The sequence below is a fragment of the Enterobacter cloacae complex sp. IR5384 genome, assembly GCF_049237265.1.
GTDB lineage: Bacteria > Pseudomonadota > Gammaproteobacteria > Enterobacterales > Enterobacteriaceae > Enterobacter > Enterobacter cloacae.
In genome coordinates, this window is sequence record NZ_JBMKHJ010000054.1 from 1 (window position 1) to 17,436 (window position 17,436).

23 protein-coding genes and 2 pseudogenes are annotated in these 17,436 nt (G+C 49.4%); 8 read left to right on the forward strand and 17 right to left on the reverse strand.

Annotated elements, in window-relative coordinates; translation table 11 throughout:
• Window positions 1-106: 106 nt before the first annotated feature.
• Window positions 107-286: pseudogene (locus ACOTX3_RS24480) on the reverse strand (ArsR/SmtB family transcription factor); the annotation flags it as partial.
• 248 nt (window positions 287-534) lie between these two features.
• Between ACOTX3_RS24480 and ACOTX3_RS24485 the strand changes: the two are divergent.
• Window positions 535-840, forward strand: coding sequence for a DUF6710 family protein (locus ACOTX3_RS24485; protein ID WP_011742557.1), 306 nt, complete (start codon window positions 535-537; stop codon window positions 838-840).
• Between the two features lie 173 nt (window positions 841-1,013).
• Here ACOTX3_RS24485 and ACOTX3_RS24490 read toward each other — a convergent pair whose 3' ends face one another.
• The 14 genes from ACOTX3_RS24490 to ACOTX3_RS24555 form a co-directional block, all read right to left on the reverse strand.
• A complete protein-coding gene (locus tag ACOTX3_RS24490) occupies window positions 1,014-1,547 on the reverse strand; it encodes a phospholipase D family protein (RefSeq protein WP_000792636.1) in 534 nt (177 codons plus the stop codon).
• Window positions 1,547-2,542, reverse strand: a complete 996-nt coding sequence (locus tag ACOTX3_RS24495; protein WP_000128596.1) for an ATPase, T2SS/T4P/T4SS family — start codon at window positions 2,540-2,542, stop codon at window positions 1,547-1,549. The genes ACOTX3_RS24490 and ACOTX3_RS24495 overlap by 1 nt, the downstream gene beginning before the upstream one ends.
• Before the next feature lie 41 nt (window positions 2,543-2,583).
• Window positions 2,584-3,744 carry a type IV secretion system protein VirB10 gene (gene virB10, locus ACOTX3_RS24500; RefSeq protein ID WP_000101710.1) on the reverse strand — a complete coding sequence of 387 codons (1,161 nt, stop codon included), beginning with the start codon at window positions 3,742-3,744 and terminating at the stop codon, window positions 2,584-2,586.
• Entirely contained in the window at window positions 3,744-4,628 is an 885-nt protein-coding gene (locus ACOTX3_RS24505) for a TrbG/VirB9 family P-type conjugative transfer protein (RefSeq protein WP_000735066.1), read from the reverse strand. The genes virB10 and ACOTX3_RS24505 overlap by 1 nt, the downstream gene beginning before the upstream one ends.
• A 10-nt stretch (window positions 4,629-4,638) precedes the next feature.
• A complete protein-coding gene (locus ACOTX3_RS24510) occupies window positions 4,639-5,337 on the reverse strand; it encodes a virB8 family protein (RefSeq protein WP_000646594.1) in 699 nt (232 codons plus the stop codon).
• A complete protein-coding gene (locus ACOTX3_RS24515) occupies window positions 5,327-5,485 on the reverse strand; it encodes a hypothetical protein (protein ID WP_012561180.1) in 159 nt (52 codons plus the stop codon). The genes ACOTX3_RS24510 and ACOTX3_RS24515 overlap by 11 nt, the downstream gene beginning before the upstream one ends.
• Before the next feature lie 70 nt (window positions 5,486-5,555).
• Window positions 5,556-6,596 carry a type IV secretion system protein gene (locus ACOTX3_RS24520; protein WP_001749958.1) on the reverse strand — a complete coding sequence of 347 codons (1,041 nt, stop codon included), beginning with the start codon at window positions 6,594-6,596 and terminating at the stop codon, window positions 5,556-5,558.
• A 15-nt stretch (window positions 6,597-6,611) separates the two neighbouring features.
• A complete protein-coding gene (gene eexN, locus ACOTX3_RS24525; protein WP_001749959.1) occupies window positions 6,612-6,839 on the reverse strand; it encodes an IncN-type entry exclusion lipoprotein EexN in 228 nt (75 codons plus the stop codon).
• A gap of 7 nt (window positions 6,840-6,846) precedes the next feature.
• A complete protein-coding gene (locus ACOTX3_RS24530; protein WP_001749960.1) occupies window positions 6,847-7,560 on the reverse strand; it encodes a type IV secretion system protein in 714 nt (237 codons plus the stop codon).
• A 17-nt stretch (window positions 7,561-7,577) separates the two neighbouring features.
• Window positions 7,578-10,178, reverse strand: a complete 2,601-nt coding sequence (locus ACOTX3_RS24535) for a VirB4 family type IV secretion/conjugal transfer ATPase (RefSeq protein ID WP_001749961.1) — start codon at window positions 10,176-10,178, stop codon at window positions 7,578-7,580.
• Window positions 10,178-10,495, reverse strand: a complete 318-nt coding sequence (locus tag ACOTX3_RS24540; RefSeq protein ID WP_000496058.1) for a VirB3 family type IV secretion system protein — start codon at window positions 10,493-10,495, stop codon at window positions 10,178-10,180. Before ACOTX3_RS24540 ends, ACOTX3_RS24535 begins: the two co-directional genes overlap by 1 nt.
• A 49-nt stretch (window positions 10,496-10,544) precedes the next feature.
• Window positions 10,545-10,838: a hypothetical protein gene (locus ACOTX3_RS24545; RefSeq protein ID WP_001749962.1), complete on the reverse strand. Its 294-nt coding sequence runs from the start codon at window positions 10,836-10,838 to the stop codon at window positions 10,545-10,547.
• 9 nt (window positions 10,839-10,847) lie between these two features.
• The gene (korA, locus tag ACOTX3_RS24550) at window positions 10,848-11,129 is read right to left on the reverse strand and encodes a transcriptional repressor KorA (protein WP_000440698.1); all 282 of its coding nucleotides are present in this window, start codon (window positions 11,127-11,129) and stop codon (window positions 10,848-10,850) included.
• Window positions 11,130-11,137: 8 nt separating this feature from the next.
• A complete protein-coding gene (locus ACOTX3_RS24555) occupies window positions 11,138-11,872 on the reverse strand; it encodes a lytic transglycosylase domain-containing protein (protein WP_001749963.1) in 735 nt (244 codons plus the stop codon).
• 108 nt (window positions 11,873-11,980) lie between these two features.
• Here ACOTX3_RS24555 and ACOTX3_RS24560 point away from each other — a divergent pair, with 108 nt between their 5' ends.
• The 6 genes from ACOTX3_RS24560 to ACOTX3_RS24585 are packed head-to-tail and all read left to right on the forward strand — an operon-like array spanning window position 11,981 to window position 14,212.
• Window positions 11,981-12,286: an H-NS family nucleoid-associated regulatory protein gene (locus ACOTX3_RS24560; RefSeq protein ID WP_000960954.1), complete on the forward strand. Its 306-nt coding sequence runs from the start codon at window positions 11,981-11,983 to the stop codon at window positions 12,284-12,286.
• 15 nt (window positions 12,287-12,301) lie between these two features.
• Window positions 12,302-12,646 (forward strand): hypothetical protein, encoded by a 345-nt coding sequence (locus ACOTX3_RS24565; RefSeq protein ID WP_001749964.1) that lies wholly within the window; start codon window positions 12,302-12,304, stop codon window positions 12,644-12,646.
• Window positions 12,643-12,957 (forward strand): TrbM/KikA/MpfK family conjugal transfer protein, encoded by a 315-nt coding sequence (locus ACOTX3_RS24570; RefSeq protein ID WP_001749965.1) that lies wholly within the window; start codon window positions 12,643-12,645, stop codon window positions 12,955-12,957. The genes ACOTX3_RS24565 and ACOTX3_RS24570 overlap by 4 nt, the downstream gene beginning before the upstream one ends.
• A gap of 35 nt (window positions 12,958-12,992) precedes the next feature.
• Window positions 12,993-13,304 carry a hypothetical protein gene (locus tag ACOTX3_RS24575; RefSeq protein ID WP_001452736.1) on the forward strand — a complete coding sequence of 104 codons (312 nt, stop codon included), beginning with the start codon at window positions 12,993-12,995 and terminating at the stop codon, window positions 13,302-13,304.
• 49 nt (window positions 13,305-13,353) lie between these two features.
• Window positions 13,354-14,001 (forward strand): restriction endonuclease, encoded by a 648-nt coding sequence (locus ACOTX3_RS24580; protein WP_015344958.1) that lies wholly within the window; start codon window positions 13,354-13,356, stop codon window positions 13,999-14,001.
• Window positions 14,002-14,005: 4 nt separating this feature from the next.
• A complete protein-coding gene (locus tag ACOTX3_RS24585; RefSeq protein WP_001749967.1) occupies window positions 14,006-14,212 on the forward strand; it encodes a hypothetical protein in 207 nt (68 codons plus the stop codon).
• A gap of 10 nt (window positions 14,213-14,222) precedes the next feature.
• Here the strand turns inward: ACOTX3_RS24585 and ACOTX3_RS24590 are convergent.
• Window positions 14,223-14,495, reverse strand: a pseudogene (locus ACOTX3_RS24590) (IS1 family transposase); the annotation flags it as partial.
• 98 nt (window positions 14,496-14,593) lie between these two features.
• On the opposite strand from ACOTX3_RS24590, the gene ACOTX3_RS24595 reads away from it, so the two are divergent.
• Complete coding sequence (locus ACOTX3_RS24595) at window positions 14,594-16,027, forward strand: DNA cytosine methyltransferase (protein ID WP_001288432.1); 1,434 nt, start codon at window positions 14,594-14,596, stop codon at window positions 16,025-16,027.
• A 33-nt stretch (window positions 16,028-16,060) separates the two neighbouring features.
• Here the strand turns inward: ACOTX3_RS24595 and ACOTX3_RS24600 are convergent, their stop codons facing one another.
• On the reverse strand, window positions 16,061-17,269 hold the full coding sequence (locus tag ACOTX3_RS24600) for a type II site-specific deoxyribonuclease (RefSeq protein ID WP_001749969.1): 1,209 nt from the start codon (window positions 17,267-17,269) through the stop codon (window positions 16,061-16,063).
• Window positions 17,270-17,436 lie beyond the last annotated feature (167 nt).

Here is a 17,436-nt window from a genome sequence, read left to right on the forward strand (position 1 = left end):
AATGATGTCACGCTGAAAATGCCGGCCTTTGAATGGGTTCATGTGCAGCTCCATCAGCAAAAGGGGATGATAAGTTTATCACCACCGACTATTTGCAACAGTGCCGTCCAGCGGATATCAGCGCTGAAAGATGATGGCTGAGCGTGGAGGCAGGAATCTCAAGGTGCTTCTGCAGTTCGCCAACCGGCAGGCCTTCATGACCCGCCCTGACCAGCTCCCGGTATATGCTGAGACGTGTCGGGTGGCCCAGTTCTCGAAGTGCGTTTGCAGCAGTGTTTAAATCCATAATACCTCCTTTATCTATATTTCCAGAATAATAGAAATATAGCCTGCGTCAATCGTTTCTGCCGTGAGGGTACCGCTTTCCCAATCATGCTCTGTCCGCCAGGTTATGGGGGGCAGAGCCAGAGCACTACCGAAATCCTTGCGAATACCCGTGCAGGGAATAATTTCCGCCCCCTTTATGGCCGGAAAAAAAACTGATAAACGTCGCCTTTTCAGAAGGTTGCTTTCTTAACGTGGTTTTTCGCATGGTTGGACCTCAGACCCCATATAGGCAGCGCTAAGGGCAATCCGTGGGTACAGGATATTAACCACCGCGTTACTTTGTGGTTGCCCTGGCGGATAGGCTTTGTACGAGGAGGGAACCATTCTATTGCCAGCGGCGTTCTGGCCGGTGAGGGTGAGGTAATACCCGATACGGTTTATGATATGCGGTATTTGCTCGATATTGTCAGCACTGACGGGTATTACTGGTACATGAGCGGGAAGATCTGCGAGAGAGTCAGTGACTACCGTACAGCCGCCTTTTTTGAAATAGGCCGCCTGCTTACACTGTGATTCCTTCAAAATATCTCAACGAAATTTCCCGACACCTGTTTAAGCTATCTTGCTGATATTTCTGTTTTTCGATTTTTGCCGGCGCGATGCCGGCGACGTTGGCCAGCTGCCCCGTGCGCGATACTGAGATCAGTTTCTTTGAACAAAAAAAACCGCCTTTCGGCGGTCAGTATTCAGTAGCTGGAACGGTAGTCTCTCCCCCGATTCCAGCGGTCTTGCCAGTGTTCGAGGAATGATTCAGCGAGCTTAGGCATGTTCCAGATCACCACCGCATTCTCCGAGTTTTTCGTTTCGGCCGCTTTGGTGAAATTAAAGCTGCCAGTTTCAACGGTCACATTATCCACGATGATCACCTTGTCATGCTGGATAGGGAAATCACTGTCAGTACGCAAAGGGATGCCGCTGTTCGCTATGTAGTTCATGGCCGCAATGCTGGCGCGCCCCGTATTGCCCCTTTCATCAATTACGATTTTCACATCAACTCCCCGTTTTTTGGCTGCTACCAGTGCCTTCATAATATCCGGGGCGGTAAAAGAATAAGCCATCATCCGTATCGAGGTTTTTGCGGAGTCAATGGCGCTCAGGACGAGAACGCGGGCGCTTCCTTCAGGCGAGTAGCCAACCTGAACGGATGGTTCCACCGCAAAGGCGGGCAGGGCGGCTGTCGTAAATGCTGCGGCCAGAAGCCAGGTTGCTAAGTTTTTCATTACAGGCTCCCGTTCACACACTGCATTTTATATTCAGGGTCAAAATAAATTTCTTTGATTTTCCGCTTTTCCATATGCACCACAACGTCAATGGTGGAGTAGAGCATTCGCATAATATCGCTCATATCGAGCATACGGCCGATAGGGGTCGCCTTGATAAGCAGCCCAATACGGTTAAAGGCATCGCGCGCAGAGTTAGCGTGCGTTGACATAACACCGCCTGGATGGCCGGTATTAAGTGCTTTAAGATAATCCCACGCAGCATCATCCCTAAGCTCAGTCATGATGATACGGCCCGGTGTCAGACGCATACAGGCTCGCAGGGCATCAGTGGCGCTGACGCGGCCGATCTTTCCTGCATCGCCGTACATCATATAAACGGCTTCTACAACGTGATCGACCGTGACTTCGTGAACGTCCTCTAAAATAATTACACGCTCGTCTTTATGTAGCGATTTTAACAGCGCGCGCGTGAGTACCGTTTTCCCCGACCCGGTTTCACCGCAGATCACGATAGTGCGTTTCTTCTCAACGGCGGTTTGCAGGAATGCGGGCCATTTTTCGCTGCTGTGCAGCTCTTTAAGGAAAAAATCATCATCCGTTAGGCTTTGCTTGCTGCCGGTAATCTTCCGGCAGTCACTGAAAATCCCCTCGCTGGTCAGCTGCTCCAGATTTTTATCGGCCGCCAAATCCTTACGAAACGCTACGGCCGTTGTACCGTCAATCACCGCAGGGGGCAGACAGATAACGCCCCTGATCCCGCCAGGCAGGATCACGTCATTAATGGCCTGCATGGTCAGCTTGTTGCTGCTCACCAACGATTTAGCAAGGTTCCTAATAAAATCTGCCGTAATTGCCGCGTTCTGCACAACCCTGCGGCCGCTGAACGTATCACAGATAACTTCCTGAAAGCAGTTAATGCGAATTTCAAAAACAGTAGGATCTTCTAAATACTCGCGCAGTGGGCCAAGTTGATAGAAAGCTGCATCAGTCATGATTACTCCTGAAGAAAAGCGGGCGCTAAGCGCCCACTTTTTTAGTTGTCTGCGAGCGTATAAACGCCGCTGAAATCGAGGTCGCGGGCAACAAAAATGCTCACCGCATCACCCTGCTGATCGTAGAGGGTAGGGGGGATAGACATGTAAGAGCGAAGTGCTTCAGACGCCAGCTGCTCACCGCTGTTTTCTGTGCTGTTGTACTGAATGTTATTACTCTGCGTCTGGTTAACCAGCGCCGTTAAGGTGTCAGAGAACAACGAAATCATGATCGCACCACGCAGACGCTCCCACATATGGGTATCCACCTGGCCCGGAATCCCCGCGCTGCCGAGTGAGTTCGTTCCGGCACTGTCAATATTAACGATTGTCCCGTCCTGGTCATTGCGGATACGCTCCCAGAGAACAAACACGCGCGCCTGGCCGTCTTTGATACCACCGGTAATCTGCCCGTCAACCCATGAGCCTTTATCAATCAGCCTAACGAGTCCATCAGCTGAGTAAACGTCCTGTGAAACCCGGCAGGAAACCTGACCCGGAACAGTGGTATCCAGCTCGGTGCCGGTACCACAGGGGATCATTTTGCCTTTCGGAACAGTCAGGCTGGGATTAGCCATGACTCCAGCGCGGCTAGCCTTCAGCCTTGCAGGAGTCAGGTTTTTAGCGAGTGCTGAACTACCTTCGCTTGTTTCGTTGTCCTGGGGCTGCACTCCGGGACTATTGCTTGTAGCCGCCTGATTAGTCTGGGCCAGCTCGCCGCCCAGACGACGCTGCATAGCCAGTTCTTCAGGCGAAGGTTCTTTACGCTTATTAGAGGTACGCGCGGCGGTATTGCTGCTGCCCGCATCTGCATCTGCCTGTGCGGCAGCCTGCACAGCACGGGCATCAGTGGCGCTATTCTGCGCAGTTGCAGGTTTATTAACATCAGGATCGCTGTTAAAGCTGTAGTTTGGCAGTGTATTGGCCTGTTGCGCTTTACCACCGTCTTTATCAGCTTCAGCTTTAGCCGGGGTGCGAATTTTACCCATGACCGTAATCCCGATGAATACCAAAGCAAGCAGCGCCATCAGTATGACAAAGGCTTTCATACCAGGAGCCGAACGGCGGTTACTGCCTTTAAATCCGCCACGCTCGCTTTCAAATTCACCGTCTCCGGTGTTTTCATCGAGTTCCTGATCTACATCGACACTTTTACGGGCCATCAGTTATCCTCCCCAATTTGAACCCTGCGCACATCCGGGGAAGCCGTACCGGTTGCTACCGCACCGGCGCCCGGTGCGAAATTATTATTACGAACGCCAACGACTTTATCGCCCAGACGAATACGCCACTCTTTAGCGACGGTTTCCACCTCGATGATGTTGCGGTTCTCACCCACAACATGAGAGTTAGGCAGCGTTTCTTTGCCACTGGCCGAGATCATGTAGACCTGCGGTAACTCCGCATTGGCCGGAAACTCAAACCGGGTAAAGCGGTAGTTATCCCAGACGTGAACCGGCTGGATGCTGCGCATTTCAGGCTGTTCGCTCATTACGTACTGATAGTTCTTCGCCCCCGCAAAAGCCGTCTGCTTCAGCTTCTGCGTAATGCGTTTTTTATCAGCCGCGCTTTTGGCTTTTTCCTGCTGCTCAAACGGATATTCATAGGTCAGCTGAAGAACGGCCTGGCGCACAGCCCACGGCGTTTCAATAAAGGATTTTGATACCGTACCGTCTGCATTTTTCTTCGTTTCTTCACCGATGAAATGGAGGACGATGTTATAGGTGCGCTTATCGGTGACGATCACCAGGTTGGTATCACTCATGGCCTGTTTCGGCTTCACAAAAAAATGGTTCATTTTGTGCGCAAACGTCCAGCTTTCAGAATCGCCAAAAGCATGAGTGATATAGGTTTCGTCAGGCGCGACAACAATGTGGGTAGCCACACCGGCGATAGCGTCAATTTTGACCACATTAACAGGGTTATAAACAACGCTTTTAATGCGATAGTCATAAGGAGAATTGCGGCCAACCTCAAGCGCCATAACGTTAGTGGCCGCGCCTCCCAGGACTGACAAAACGACTGCTGAAAGAAGTAGTTTTTTCATGGGGCAGCCCTCAGTTAACTTCAGGGTTGACGCGATAACTCGTCACGCGGAAACCCAGCGGGTTGACATAACGCTGCTCAGCATTCATCGCCAGCGATTTATATTCATACCCCATAATGGCAATCCAGCGCTGCGGCTGATCATCAACGGGATTGCTGCGCACGCGGCGAACCGTAGTAAAGCGTATCGTTGCTACGCCGTGCGGTTTATCGAGGATCACAGAGTTAATCTTCACGCGGGTCGTTTCACTGTCGCCCAGAACCTTATCAAGACCGTTGCGGCCCTTGAACTTGCTCTGGTAAGACTCTGCCACGTTCGGCGTGGACATTAAGCCAACGGCCGTATAGTCGACCTGAACTGAATAGAAGTCATAGCTCTCACGGTGAATGACATATTGTGTCAGCCAGAACTTATCAATTTCGTCACCATAAGAGGTCTGGTCGCGGGTCAGCTTGACCTGCTGTACTTCGTGAGTGGCCTCGTTGAGCGTTAGCAGATGTGCGGGGATTGGCTGGCTGTACTTATGCACCACGTAACCAACTAAAGAGAGTGCAAAAACAGTTACCACCGCTGAACCGGTGGCAACCATCCAGGCGGTACGCCGGGACTTCAGCACTTCATCCATCAGATCAACTTCAAGCCCTTTACGGCTTTCGTTGAACTCTTTAATGGCTTCACGTGTAAGCCCTGTTTTTTTATTAGCTTTCATTTGCACCACCTTGCGTATCAACCGGGATTGTTTTGTTTACTGGAACGGTGTTGCTCCAGTCCGGCTCCGGTGGCGGTTTATGCCCGCTGGAACAGGCGCTAATCAGAAGAACTCCCATAAGCAATAAGCTGCGCATTACGGCATCCATTATCGGTTGTTGAACGTACTAATTATAATAAGTCGCCGAAATTGCAATTTCAACGACTTTTGTTTTAATTTTATGCAGCCTTCTTCCCGCGACTGCCCCTTGCCTTACCACTTAAATTAGAACCACTGCTTCCTCCGCTGTTGCTGCCACTTCCTCCACCTGCCGATTGCTGGCCGCCGCCACTGTTACCGCCTCTGAACGCATTACCGCCAAACATGCCGTGGCTGCCCATATTGCCAAGCGCCTGCATGGAAGAACCCGTAGAGCGTGCGGCGTCAGCAACTCCGGCGCTGATACCGCTACCCCAGCTGGCGGCAATTTGCGGAATCTGGAACAGAACGAAAACGGAAATGACCGTCAGTAATAAGGCGGAGATAGAACCAGTGATTGATGAGTAAGCGGCATCAGAGTTCATCGAGGACAGGAGGTTGTCGAACATCTGCATGATGAAACCAAACACGAGCGCAAGAATGACGACGACAAGGCCATAGTTAATGACCGACGCCAGCCAGCGAGCAAAGATGTTTTTTGTCGCTCCCCACAGCAGGCAGAAGATTGCAATCGGGCCAAAACAAAGCGTAACGGCCAGAAGGATCTTAGCCATGATCACAAAGCCCGCACCGAGGCCGCCCAGCACAACGGTAGCAATCATCATAATGCCGCCAATGGCATACGCGGCCAGGCCGCTCGATGAAAACACGTCTGCGGCTTCCCATGCGGTGTTGACGATCTTGATACCTTTTTCAATACCGCTATCAATAATCGCCGGTACGCCACTTGCACCGACTTTATTAGGGGCAGACAGTATCCCGGCAAAATCATCCGGCAGGTGAAGCGCCACGTTGACCAGTTCCTGTTGATACCAGCCGCCCGCCGTTGCAAAGCTCAGGATAAGGGCTATGGAAAGATACTCTTTAATCAGCGAACTCAGGCTGTCGCCCGCCCCCGGATTAAACGCTGAGTACATCCCCTGAACCATCAGCTTGATTGTCAGACAGGTGGCAATCAGAGGCGTTACATCAGAGATAATGGTGGCAACATTGGCGCTCACCATTGACGTAATCGCCCCGTCTACTTTTGCGAAAATGTCTGCGACTAGGGTGAATGCCATATTGCCTCCTTACTCCTAAATTTTCGGTGAATTGATTTCGCCGTCTTTTTTGCCGAACACAAACAGCTGACGATCGGCTTCGCGCGCGTTTTTGCAATCAGGTTTCTGAAGTTCATCCGCGTCTTTCTTGCATTCCTGAATTGTTGCCTTGCGCTCTTTCTCATGTTTTTTGTACCACTCCACGTCATGCGAGGCATCGCAGGCCACCAGGAGGAAAGGGATAACAAGCAGTAGTTTTTTCATAATTACCTCAGTTAATTGAAGGTGACGCGGTAACGTCCCCGCCGGTTCCAAAAACAAAATTGTGGGTGGCACGTTCTTTCTGCGCACGTAATAGCTTGTCCTGTGACTGCTGCAACATGTTCATCAGATTCAGCTTCGCCTGCTCACCCTGAATAGCACCCTGTGACGTCTGGATACGGGCCTGTAAGTCAGCAATCGATTTCAGGTCTGGAGTCGTTTTAATCTGCTCCGTCAGCTCCTGCATATCGGTTAGTTCCTGCATCTGGTTGTTGTAGGCTTTTTCTGCCATAACGCGGTCATAAGCGCCTTTTTCAGCCAGCTTTTTGTTCATGTAGGTAATTGCTTCGCTGGGCGTCATGTCGTCAACTTCCGCATTAAACTGGCCCATCATGCTGTTAACTGAAGGCGTGACGGAAGAACTGGAGTTCATGGCGTCGCTGTAGATCTCCTTCCAGTTGTCCGGCAAATTATTTGCCAGCGTGCTGGTAGACGTCCCCAGCAGATCGCCCAGGTTGGTTGTCTTTGCCATCGACTCATACATATTTTTCTGCGTTTGCAGCTGGCTTTTAAGCTGCTCCAGCTGCTGCGCCATTTGCTGAAGCTGCTCGACCTGTTTAGCCAGCTCAGTAGGGTTGGTCACGATGATGCCTGCGGAAGCGCTTTGCGCGCCTCCCAGAATCAGGCCGGTGGTCAGCAATACTGCCGTCAGTGTTTTTTTCATGGTGTTTTGCCTCGTTGTTAAGCCGTCAGGCGCCAGTATTCTTTGAGCCATACTTCAGGGTCATTACCGAGCCGTTCAACCAGCTCATGCGCAATTTCGGCGTTTTGTGGTTCACCGGACAACACGCTAAGAACGTTGTCCATTGTCTTAATATCTGCATCAATATCGTCGCTGTTGCGAGGGTAGAGATTGAAAGAAGCAATCGCAGACTGTTGCCCTTGTTTAACCAGGAACTGTCTGGAGTGTTCGGTAATCGACATCAGCGCGTCGTATTCAGCATCAGTAAGGAAGGCATAATCCTCTCGGATAGCTTCCGGATCGCGCAGGCAGATTTTTGTGACGGTCTGCGACATGATCGTGCGGCCAATACGGCTGGACAGCGCATCGTTCGGCTCCTGCGTGGCAAACACATAGATAGCGTCTTTCTTACGGTCAGTTTTGATACCACGCTTAACTTCACGCTCGATAACCGGATCGTCAAGGTAGGCGTGGAACTCGTCAAAGCACTGAATGACGCGGCGTTTGCCGTCGATGGAGTCACGTACCCGGTACAGAAGGTACATCATGAGCGGAGTACGGGCCGGGCTGGATACTTCCTCTTTGGCTGCGATAAACTCGGATAAATCGAAGCCAAAAATATCATTCGCGCTGAGATCCAGGCTGTCTTTATCATTGTCAAACAGCCAGCCATACTGGCCTTCGCGCGTCCATTCGCGCAGCAGCCCTTTCAGTGATACGCCATTTTCCACAACTTCATTCACGTACCCGTCCAGGATAGTAACGGTGCGCGCCTCGCGTGGAATAAGTGAGCCTTCCCCCATAACCGCATCAACGCCTTCAGCCAGTTCGGTAGCCATCGTTGCGCTGATAGGCCCGTTATTGGTGGTTTCCACACAAATGCGGAACAGGTTTTTAATGAGGGCAATATTGCGTTTGGTCGGTTCAATCTGAAGCGGGGCAAACCCGGACGGCATACCCTGTTGCAGAACTTTATAGTAGCCACCAACGCTTCGAATGAACGGCTCCATACCGCGGTCACGGTCATAAACAAAAAGCCGCGGGTTGTACTTCATTGACTGCGCCAGCAGGAAGTTAAGCAGCGTGGTTTTACCTTCCCCCGACATACCCGTTATTAACGCATGGCCCAGCGGGCGTTTACCGTAGGAAAGTTCTTCAAGCGGGGTCACATGGAAATTAAAATAGAGTGGCGTACCGCTGATCGTGCGGAACATGGTCAGCGCTGGCCCCCACGGGTTATTGTCAGGCTTGCCACGCATAAAATTGTGGAACGGGCTGAAGTGCAGGAAGTTCCATGAGTTTATCGGAACCGGGCGCGGCGCCCATTTCTGGTTGCCAGGCAGTCTCGCATAATATGCAGCCTCAGAGGCCAGGCTGATAGTCCCGCCAACCACGCCACAGCCGGTTAGCATAACCTTCACACGACGCGCTTTGCGCTGTACCGCGTTTTGGTCATTATCCCAGACATGCACGGTTCCATGATGGTAGCCCATCACGAACTCTCTGGACGTCAGCATATCGAGCGCAGTACCAAGCTGTGCCAGCTGGCTTTGCGCACGGTCGCGCGTTTCCTGCAAAGATTTTTCCTGATGCGTCAGAAACGTTTTAGCTGAAGATTCAGAGAGGCAAGAAAAACTCTGCGTCAGAAGGTATTCAAAATCGGCTTCTTTAAGCATGTTAAGCTGGCCTGGCTCTGTATCTTCTTCGTATTCACGAAATTCAATGCCGGTGGTATAGAAGTTGTGATCTACCGTTCTGATCTGGACAACATCCCCCCACAGGGAGCTAACAGGGCGGTTGTCCATGATGTACTCACGGATACGATCACGGCAAACAGGCACGATGGCCCATTCCATATTTGCGAGGAAATAAAGGAACTCCAGCGCTTTTGAATAAGCGTGAGCCTGCGAAGGTTCAGGCTCGTTGCGTTCGATAACAATGGCTTCGTCAAAAATGTCTGATTCATCGACTTCAGCAAGTTCTTCACGTTCTTTTTTATCAGGCGCAGGAATTTCAACACCGCGTTTGTCACGATAATAGATACCCAACTGCTGAATGCCATACGGCTTCATTGCTTCCAGGATTTGTTCAGAAATATCTTCCAGACCTTCAAGCGCCTCATTCTGCATTTGCTGAATTTCGTCACGAGTCGGCTTTTCAAATTTCGCCAGAAACTTCTGTGTTTTATCCCCTACCTGTTTGTAAATAACGGTCAGATAAAGGTCATTAATCAGCTGCTTGGAATCACCGTGCAGCTTACGGTTATATTGATCAACATAAGCAGGGAAAAAATGGTCATACTCACCATCCGGGTACTCTTTAGCCTCATGGTGATATTCATGCGTCCACAGCTCTACATGGTCTGTTCCGAAGCTCTTGACCAGCGTATTAAGGTCTTTATGCCAGGTGACCAGTTCCCGATCTGATGCGCAGTCATGTGTGCGGCCATCCAGCTTGAAAAAAGCCATCAGATCGCCGTTTTCCATCGAAATCACGTAATCATTGAGGTGATAAGAATAGGGCAAATACTTTTTATTTACTGATGGCTCCTTACGGTAGGCATCAATTTTTTTTGGCTTCGTAGCGGTGGCAGCTCTCATTATTTTAAACCCTTACGTTTGTAGTCAACAGAGGAATAAGACGATCCTCCCCACTGCTTAAACGGAGAATCAAACCAATTACTGAATTTGGTTTTCAACCACAGGCCCATAATTCGAAACATGCGGTCGTCATATTTTGTTAATGCAGCTGAAGGAATCCACAAAAAGACGAACACCAGAATCGCCCACATATGAATAATCATAAAAAGCGAGGCAGAAATCATGAATATCATCATAGCTACATTACGTGGTACACCCAGCGCGCGAGGTAAGCGAGTCGCACCTTTGAAAAGCGGTCTTTTCCCGTCAACGAACATCTTTGTAGTCCTCACTTTGGGGGACAAAAGTCCCCCCTTTTCGCGTTGTTCAGCTTCCTACGCCCGTCAGGGAAACCAGAAATGATGCAGAACCAATACCAATCAGCGAGATTACGATACGAGGAATAAAGCTGGCTGGGATTACGTGAAGCATCCACATAAAGCAACTAACCATGATCGCAATAGCACAACCAATTGGAATCCATGTGCTCAACCACGTCTGGATTGATGTAGCGGTTGATTCACCAGTATCGGTGCCAGCGGCCAGCGCAATTTGCGGCAGGGCAATGGACAAAACGCCCATAACTACCGCAGGGCCATACTTCTTAAACAACGTGGTCATACTTTCTCCTTACTCACTATCTTCTGTTGATTGCAGATTTAACCGGCATTCTTCAACGCCACACTTATCTTTCAAAAACTCTGCCAGTAGCCTTAAATCAGCCCAGGTTCGTAGCTCATGCTCTTTGTTAACCCTAATGGAACATGCGATCTGGCCCAGCTGTTCATCGTCTATCTGAAAAACGGGATACCACTTCTTTAATGAAACCCGTTCTATCGTTACCTCCTTCACTTTTCCTGCTTCAAATAGCTCCAGGATCTGTGATTGCAATACAAGGTACAAACGTTCCATCCATAACCTCATTCCCCCTTCGCTGTTTCCTGTCTGGTTAAAAAGGCATCCGTATTATTTCGGCTGAAGGCATCGCCATCACCCGAACCAAAAACATCTTGTTCACCGTCATACTGCGGCGCCGTACTTTTTGCCTGCTGAGGCTCAGTCGCGGTGCTGTCCTCACTGGTCTGGCCGTCAGGTAGCAGCGTAGGGATTTTCAAATCAGTTGATTGACGCGCCACGTTGATAACTTTCGTGACATACCCGTTAGAAATCCCGTTTGTGAGTGAGCCGGTGTTGTAGCAGGAAAGCGCGTGTCTCAGCGCAACCTGCCCGGCTGGGTAGGATTTCAGGGCGCTATCATAACAGGCTTTAAGGATGGTCTGGCTCGCCCGCAGGTTGATGCAGGGTTTGAAAATATCGTCAACCGAAAGACCCAGGCCCACTAAATTATTTGAGTTAATTTGTGCAAGGCCCATATCAAAACTTTTATTATCCTTCAGCAGAACTTTCGCAACGCTGACGGCCTCAGCTTCAGTACGCGGTTGCTGTTTTAACTGAATACTACCGTTAATATTGATCCTGTACGGCCCATTTGAGGACTCATGGCCGACGATGTACGCCATCGTTAAGGGTGAAACATCAGGCGCACATCTCTGCGCAAGCCTGGCAACTTCATCGGAGGCAGGCGCAGCACTGGCACGGCCAGCACAAGCAAGGCAGGCCAGAGCGAGAACCAGGAGTTTTGGATGTTTACTCATTTATGTTTCACCGCGTAATTGTAATTTCGACGACTTTTGTTTATGATAAGGGCTAATGAGATCGTGTCAAGAAGAAACGAAAAGAAAACCGCTGAAGGAAGGAAGGTGATGCTGGTTCCCCTGAAATCAGAAAAACGACCAAAAGGCGAACCCGTGTATCGTGACCCGGATAACCCTTTTAATACGTGGACTGGTATAGGGAAGCGCCCGGCCTGGCTAACTGCAAAATTGGACGCTGGCATTAGCCTGGAAGCCATGAAGATGCAGGGCGTAGCCAACCCCAGAGAACATAGACCAGCAAAATACCGCGACCCCAGGAACGCAGAAAATACCTGGTCCGGGACTGGCCGCCGACCCACATGGCTCAAAGAGCTGCTTGATAGTGGTTTATCACTTGATGATCTGAAGATATAACCGGAGGGTATAAAAATGGGCGAACTTATTGATTTTGCGGAAAGGCAAAAAAGCAGAAGGAAGAAAAAGGCATCTTCCATTCCGCCCATTTTTAGAAAATTTCGTGTCCATGCGATCAGGTTACTCGCCAGCATCATCAAATCCGGCTCTTATTCAGTTGCTTATATTGTTAAGAAAATTACAGGAAAGTTAATCAAGTTTTACACAATTTTAACGATTTTCGTTTTTGTTGTCGAATATATTGCAGGCGATATAGGTTACAAATCTATTTATAACGCAGCGTTATTATTAATATTGCTTACCGTTATCAACATTCTGGCGAGTGTATATCTGAACAAACTGTTAAGGACAAAACAATGAAGAAACTCTTAATACCTCTGATAGCAGCTGGTAGTCTGCTTTATATTCCTGCCAGCCATGCTGAAGATCCCTGCAAAGTTATTATGTGCATGGCGGGCAAGCTCACCGGCGATAGCGGCGGAAGCGAGTGTAACAGTGCTGAAGCTGCTTTCTTCAATATCGTTAAAAAGAACAAGCACGGCTTTTTACCCAACCACACGAAGGATGCCAGGAAGGCTTTTCTTAATGAATGCCCGGATAATGGCGAAGGTGGAAGTAACCAGTCGATGATAAGCCAGATCATAAGTAAATACGGGAAAGTTCGCTTATAGGCGAACTAGGAATAATCTCAATTTAAGGAGCCAACGTGAAAAAAATAATATTAAGTGCATTAGCCTGTACAGCTCTCTTAACTGGTTGCGTCAGCCAGGATAAAGGTAATGCGATGCAGAGCCAGCTGAATAACCAGCAACGCCAGATTAACGAATTATCCGTTCGTTTGCAGTCTGCGGAGTCCCGGCTATCAAAGCAGGAAGAAAAGCTGCGCAACGAACTGCTGCAATCCAGCGGCTATTGCTATCTGAATGGCGCCCGCTACTCGACCGGCACCGTACTTTACGGGCGGATTTGCCAGAATCAGTCAGGCAGCGCTTCGTGGCAGGTATACAGCCGTCGCTAAACACCAGGGCGGTTTAACCGCCCTTTTCTTTACCCTCAGAAAGCCCACTATGACCATGATCCCCTTCCCCACTACAGAAAACCTTATTCTATGGGCTTGCAGCGCCATCGCACTGCTTGCCGTTGTATTCTTCCGGCGTTCAGTACGGCACAGGCGACACAAAAGGAAGCAGCAAAGTGCGCGGCGGGTGCTGGAGCGCATAAAGACGTTGCCGGGCTTCCCACAAAAAATTAACTACCTGAGGAAAATTGATCCTTTTGTGTTTGAAGAACTGTTGCTGGAAGGATTTGAAGCGCATGGCTTCAGAACCATCAGAAACAAACGCTATACCGGCGATGGAGGCATTGACGGCCAGGTAATAATAGGAAAATATCGCTATCTTATTCAGGCTAAACGCTATCGCGGCCATATTGCTTTACAGCACGTACAGGAGTTCGAGAAGTTGCTTAAACGTCATAACTGTCGCGGTCTGTTTTGCCATACCGGGAAAACCGGCGCAGGTTCAAAATCTGTCAGTATTGCCAGTGAACGGATGGAGATTATCAGCGGCCAGCGCCTGATAGATTTGCTCACGCCCGGCAGCTCCTTCACTATCGCAACCGCCCCGCAGACGATGATGAAGCGTACCGCAGCAACACTAGAAACGAGCACCATTGTTAAAGATGCCGGTAAAGAAAATCGATACCATGAGAGTTAATTAAATGAAGTCAGTAACTATAGAAGCAAAAACATTTGCTGAAATGTTAGGAATAACAGAAGGTGAGTTAATCTTTGCCATTAAGAAAACTGGCACATTCAAAAACAAGACCATCCCACAACCTCATGAGCCACATAAATCAAATAATAGATTTTTATATTCAGACGTAATGAGGTTTATAGAATCACTAAAAGACAAAGAGAACCGGTAATGACTCCAACTTACTGATAGTGTTTTATGTTCAGATAATGCCCGATGACCTTGTCATGCAGCTCCACCGATTTTGAGAACGACAGTGACTTCCGTCCCAGCCTTGCCAGATGTTGTCTCAGATTCAGGTTATGTCGCTCAATGCGCTGAGTGTAACGCTTGCTGATAACGTGCAGCTTTCCCTTCAGGCGGGGTTCATACAGCGGCCAGCCATCCGTCATCCATACCACGACCTCAAAGGCCGACAGCAGGCCCAGAAGACGCTCCAGCGTGGCCAACGTGCGTTACCTAACAATAAACCTGTTTAAATATCCAGATAAAAACATTCAATCTGGGTCAAATGAGTGATACAGTTTCACCCATAAGACCCAATGGAGGCAATATGTCTGAATTTGAATTACTGGCGCAGGATCTGCTTGAGAAAGCAGAAGCGGAAGAACAACTGCGACAGGAAAATGATAAAAAGCTGCTCGGGCAGGTGCTGGAAATCTATGACCAGAAGTACGTGGCTGAACTGCTTAGAAAAGTTGGTAAAAATGAGTGGAGTCGCGAGACTCTTAATCGCTGGATTAATGGTAAGTGCTCACCTAAGACGCTGACGTTAGCCGAAGAGGAACTTCTACGAAAAATGCTTCCGGAAGCGCCTGCACATCACCCTGACTATGCCTTCCGGTTTATTGACCTGTTTGCTGGGATTGGAGGTATACGGAAGGGCTTCGAAACCATCGGTGGCCAGTGCGTTTTTACCAGTGAATGGAATAAAGAGGCTGTGCGCACATATAAAGCTAACTGGTTTAACGATGCTCAGGAACACACTTTCAATCTCGATATTCGTGAAGTCACGCTCAGTGATAAACCTGAAGTACCTGAAAACGATGCCTATGCTTACATTAATGAGCATGTGCCGGATCATGATGTACTTCTAGCAGGTTTCCCCTGTCAACCGTTTAGCCTTGCGGGCGTAAGCAAGAAAAACTCGCTCGGGCGCGCGCATGGTTTCGAATGTGAGGCTCAGGGAACGCTTTTCTTCGATGTGGCGCGTATTATCCGCGCAAAAAAACCTGCCATCTTTGTTCTTGAAAACGTTAAAAACCTGAAGAGCCATGACAAGGGTAAAACCTTTAAAGTCATCATGGATACCCTCGACGAACTGGGCTATGAAGTTGCGGATGCAGCTGAGATGGGCAAAAACGATCCTAAAGTTATCGACGGAAAGCACTTTTTACCTCAGCACCGAGAACGTATCGTTTTGGTCGGTTTCCGCCGTGATCTGAACATTCACCAGGGCTTTACCCTGCGCGATATTAGTCGTTTTTATCCGGAACAGCGTCCGTCATTTGGCGAACTGCTGGAACCCGTGGTTGACAGCAAATATATACTGACGCCGAAACTCTGGGAGTATCTCTATAACTACGCCAAAAAGCACGCAGCTAAGGGTAACGGATTCGGTTTTGGCCTCGTTAATCCTGAAAATAAAGAAAGCATTGCCCGTACGCTTTCTGCTCGCTATCACAAAGACGGGTCTGAAATTCTGATAGACCGTGGCTGGGATATGGCCACAGGTGAAACAGACTTCGCGAACGAAGAAAATCAGGCGCATCGGCCCCGCAGGCTGACTCCGCGAGAGTGCGCGCGCCTTATGGGTTTTGAAAAAGTAGATGGCAGGCCTTTTCGCATTCCTGTGTCAGACACTCAGTCGTACAGGCAGTTCGGTAACTCCGTAGTGGTGCCCGTGTTTGAAGCCGTAGCCAAACTGCTTGAACCTTATATCCTGAAAGCGGTTAATGCCGATTCGTGCAAGGTTGAACGAATCTGATCGCTCCTCCCGGTATTTATGCCGGGAGATAATCTATGGAATATCTGCGTAAAGCCCTGTCAGCTCAGCAATAAACGCACCTAGCGTCATTAGCTCAGCTCTCACCGCCTCCGGGTATTTTTTGTGCAGAGATGATGGCACGACCAATCTGACACCCGACTCCCGCATCTCCCGATATTGAGCCAGAGAAACTCCCTCCTGGAGTGTAAACAGATGCACCTGATGAATTTTATCGGCCTCATTCAGTATCTGACGCCAGCGATCCTTACAGGTAGTCTTGACTGCCAGCATGCGCAGATTTTCTACGGGAAACTCAGTATCGTGGTAAGCCCCTGCGGAAGGGAAAAGGAAATCGGGTTTTTTATTACCTTCTGTGATGGCCTGCGTCGCAAAGTGTCGCAGGCCGTGCTCAATGAATAGATGCTCCAGGTGCAGTTCCAGCGACTTCCCGGCTCTGGATTTACGGCGATTGCTGACAGAATTGGCCAGCGCAATAAATTCATCCACAGAGCCAAATCCTTTCCGGATGATATCCAGAACATGCAGTTCCTCAACCAATAGAAATATGTCGTACTCCACGCGCCGGCGGTCAAGAAGTTGCTCATCCGGATCAAGGGAATTTTTCACATAATGGCTGGCTGCATACTGAATAATTTCACTTCCCGACGGAAAGCGCAGGTGCCAGTCTTCAGGTAGAATATATTTATGATTTACTGGCGCTTGCTGTAGAGATAGTCCGCCTAGAATCTGTCCTGCGGGGCCGGATATAAGCGCTCCGGGTATAACTTCACCAATAGCGGTCTCAATGACGTCCTCTTCATCAGTGCTGGCGCATACCCAAATATTTACTTCCTTACAGTCCCCCCCTTGCTCATCAAGCTTGAAAGCCAGGAGCGTCAGAGCCCCTGTATTTTCAGGATCCTGAAGTGGGCTGCCTCTACCCCAGCGGGTAATCCTTTTTTCATTCCGGGTTTTACCAAAATGACGGCTGTTATAATAAATTGCCCTGGCTTCGCTGTCAGGGCAATCATGCGATGACACATGTGCGGTGAGAAAAACCGAAGGGTTCAGTTCACGGGTATGGTTGATAGACGGAAAGAGTTTTTCAACGATACCTGAAGGGATATAAAGCCCTACCTGGTGACCACCTGTTGCGCCGGTATCGTTGGCGGAAAGGCGTTTGATGTAGACGAAGTAATTCTCACATGCGATCTCAAGTAGCCAGTTGTGGAAAACCGACATAAGCATCCCCTGTTACCCTGAAACTCTACTCACCATTTTTTCATGATTATATACAAACAGTGTCATTTTCAGAAGACGACTGCACCAGTTGATTGGGCGTAATGGCTGTTGTGCAGCCAGCTCCTGACAGTTCAATATCAGAAGTGATCTGCACCAATCTCGACTAT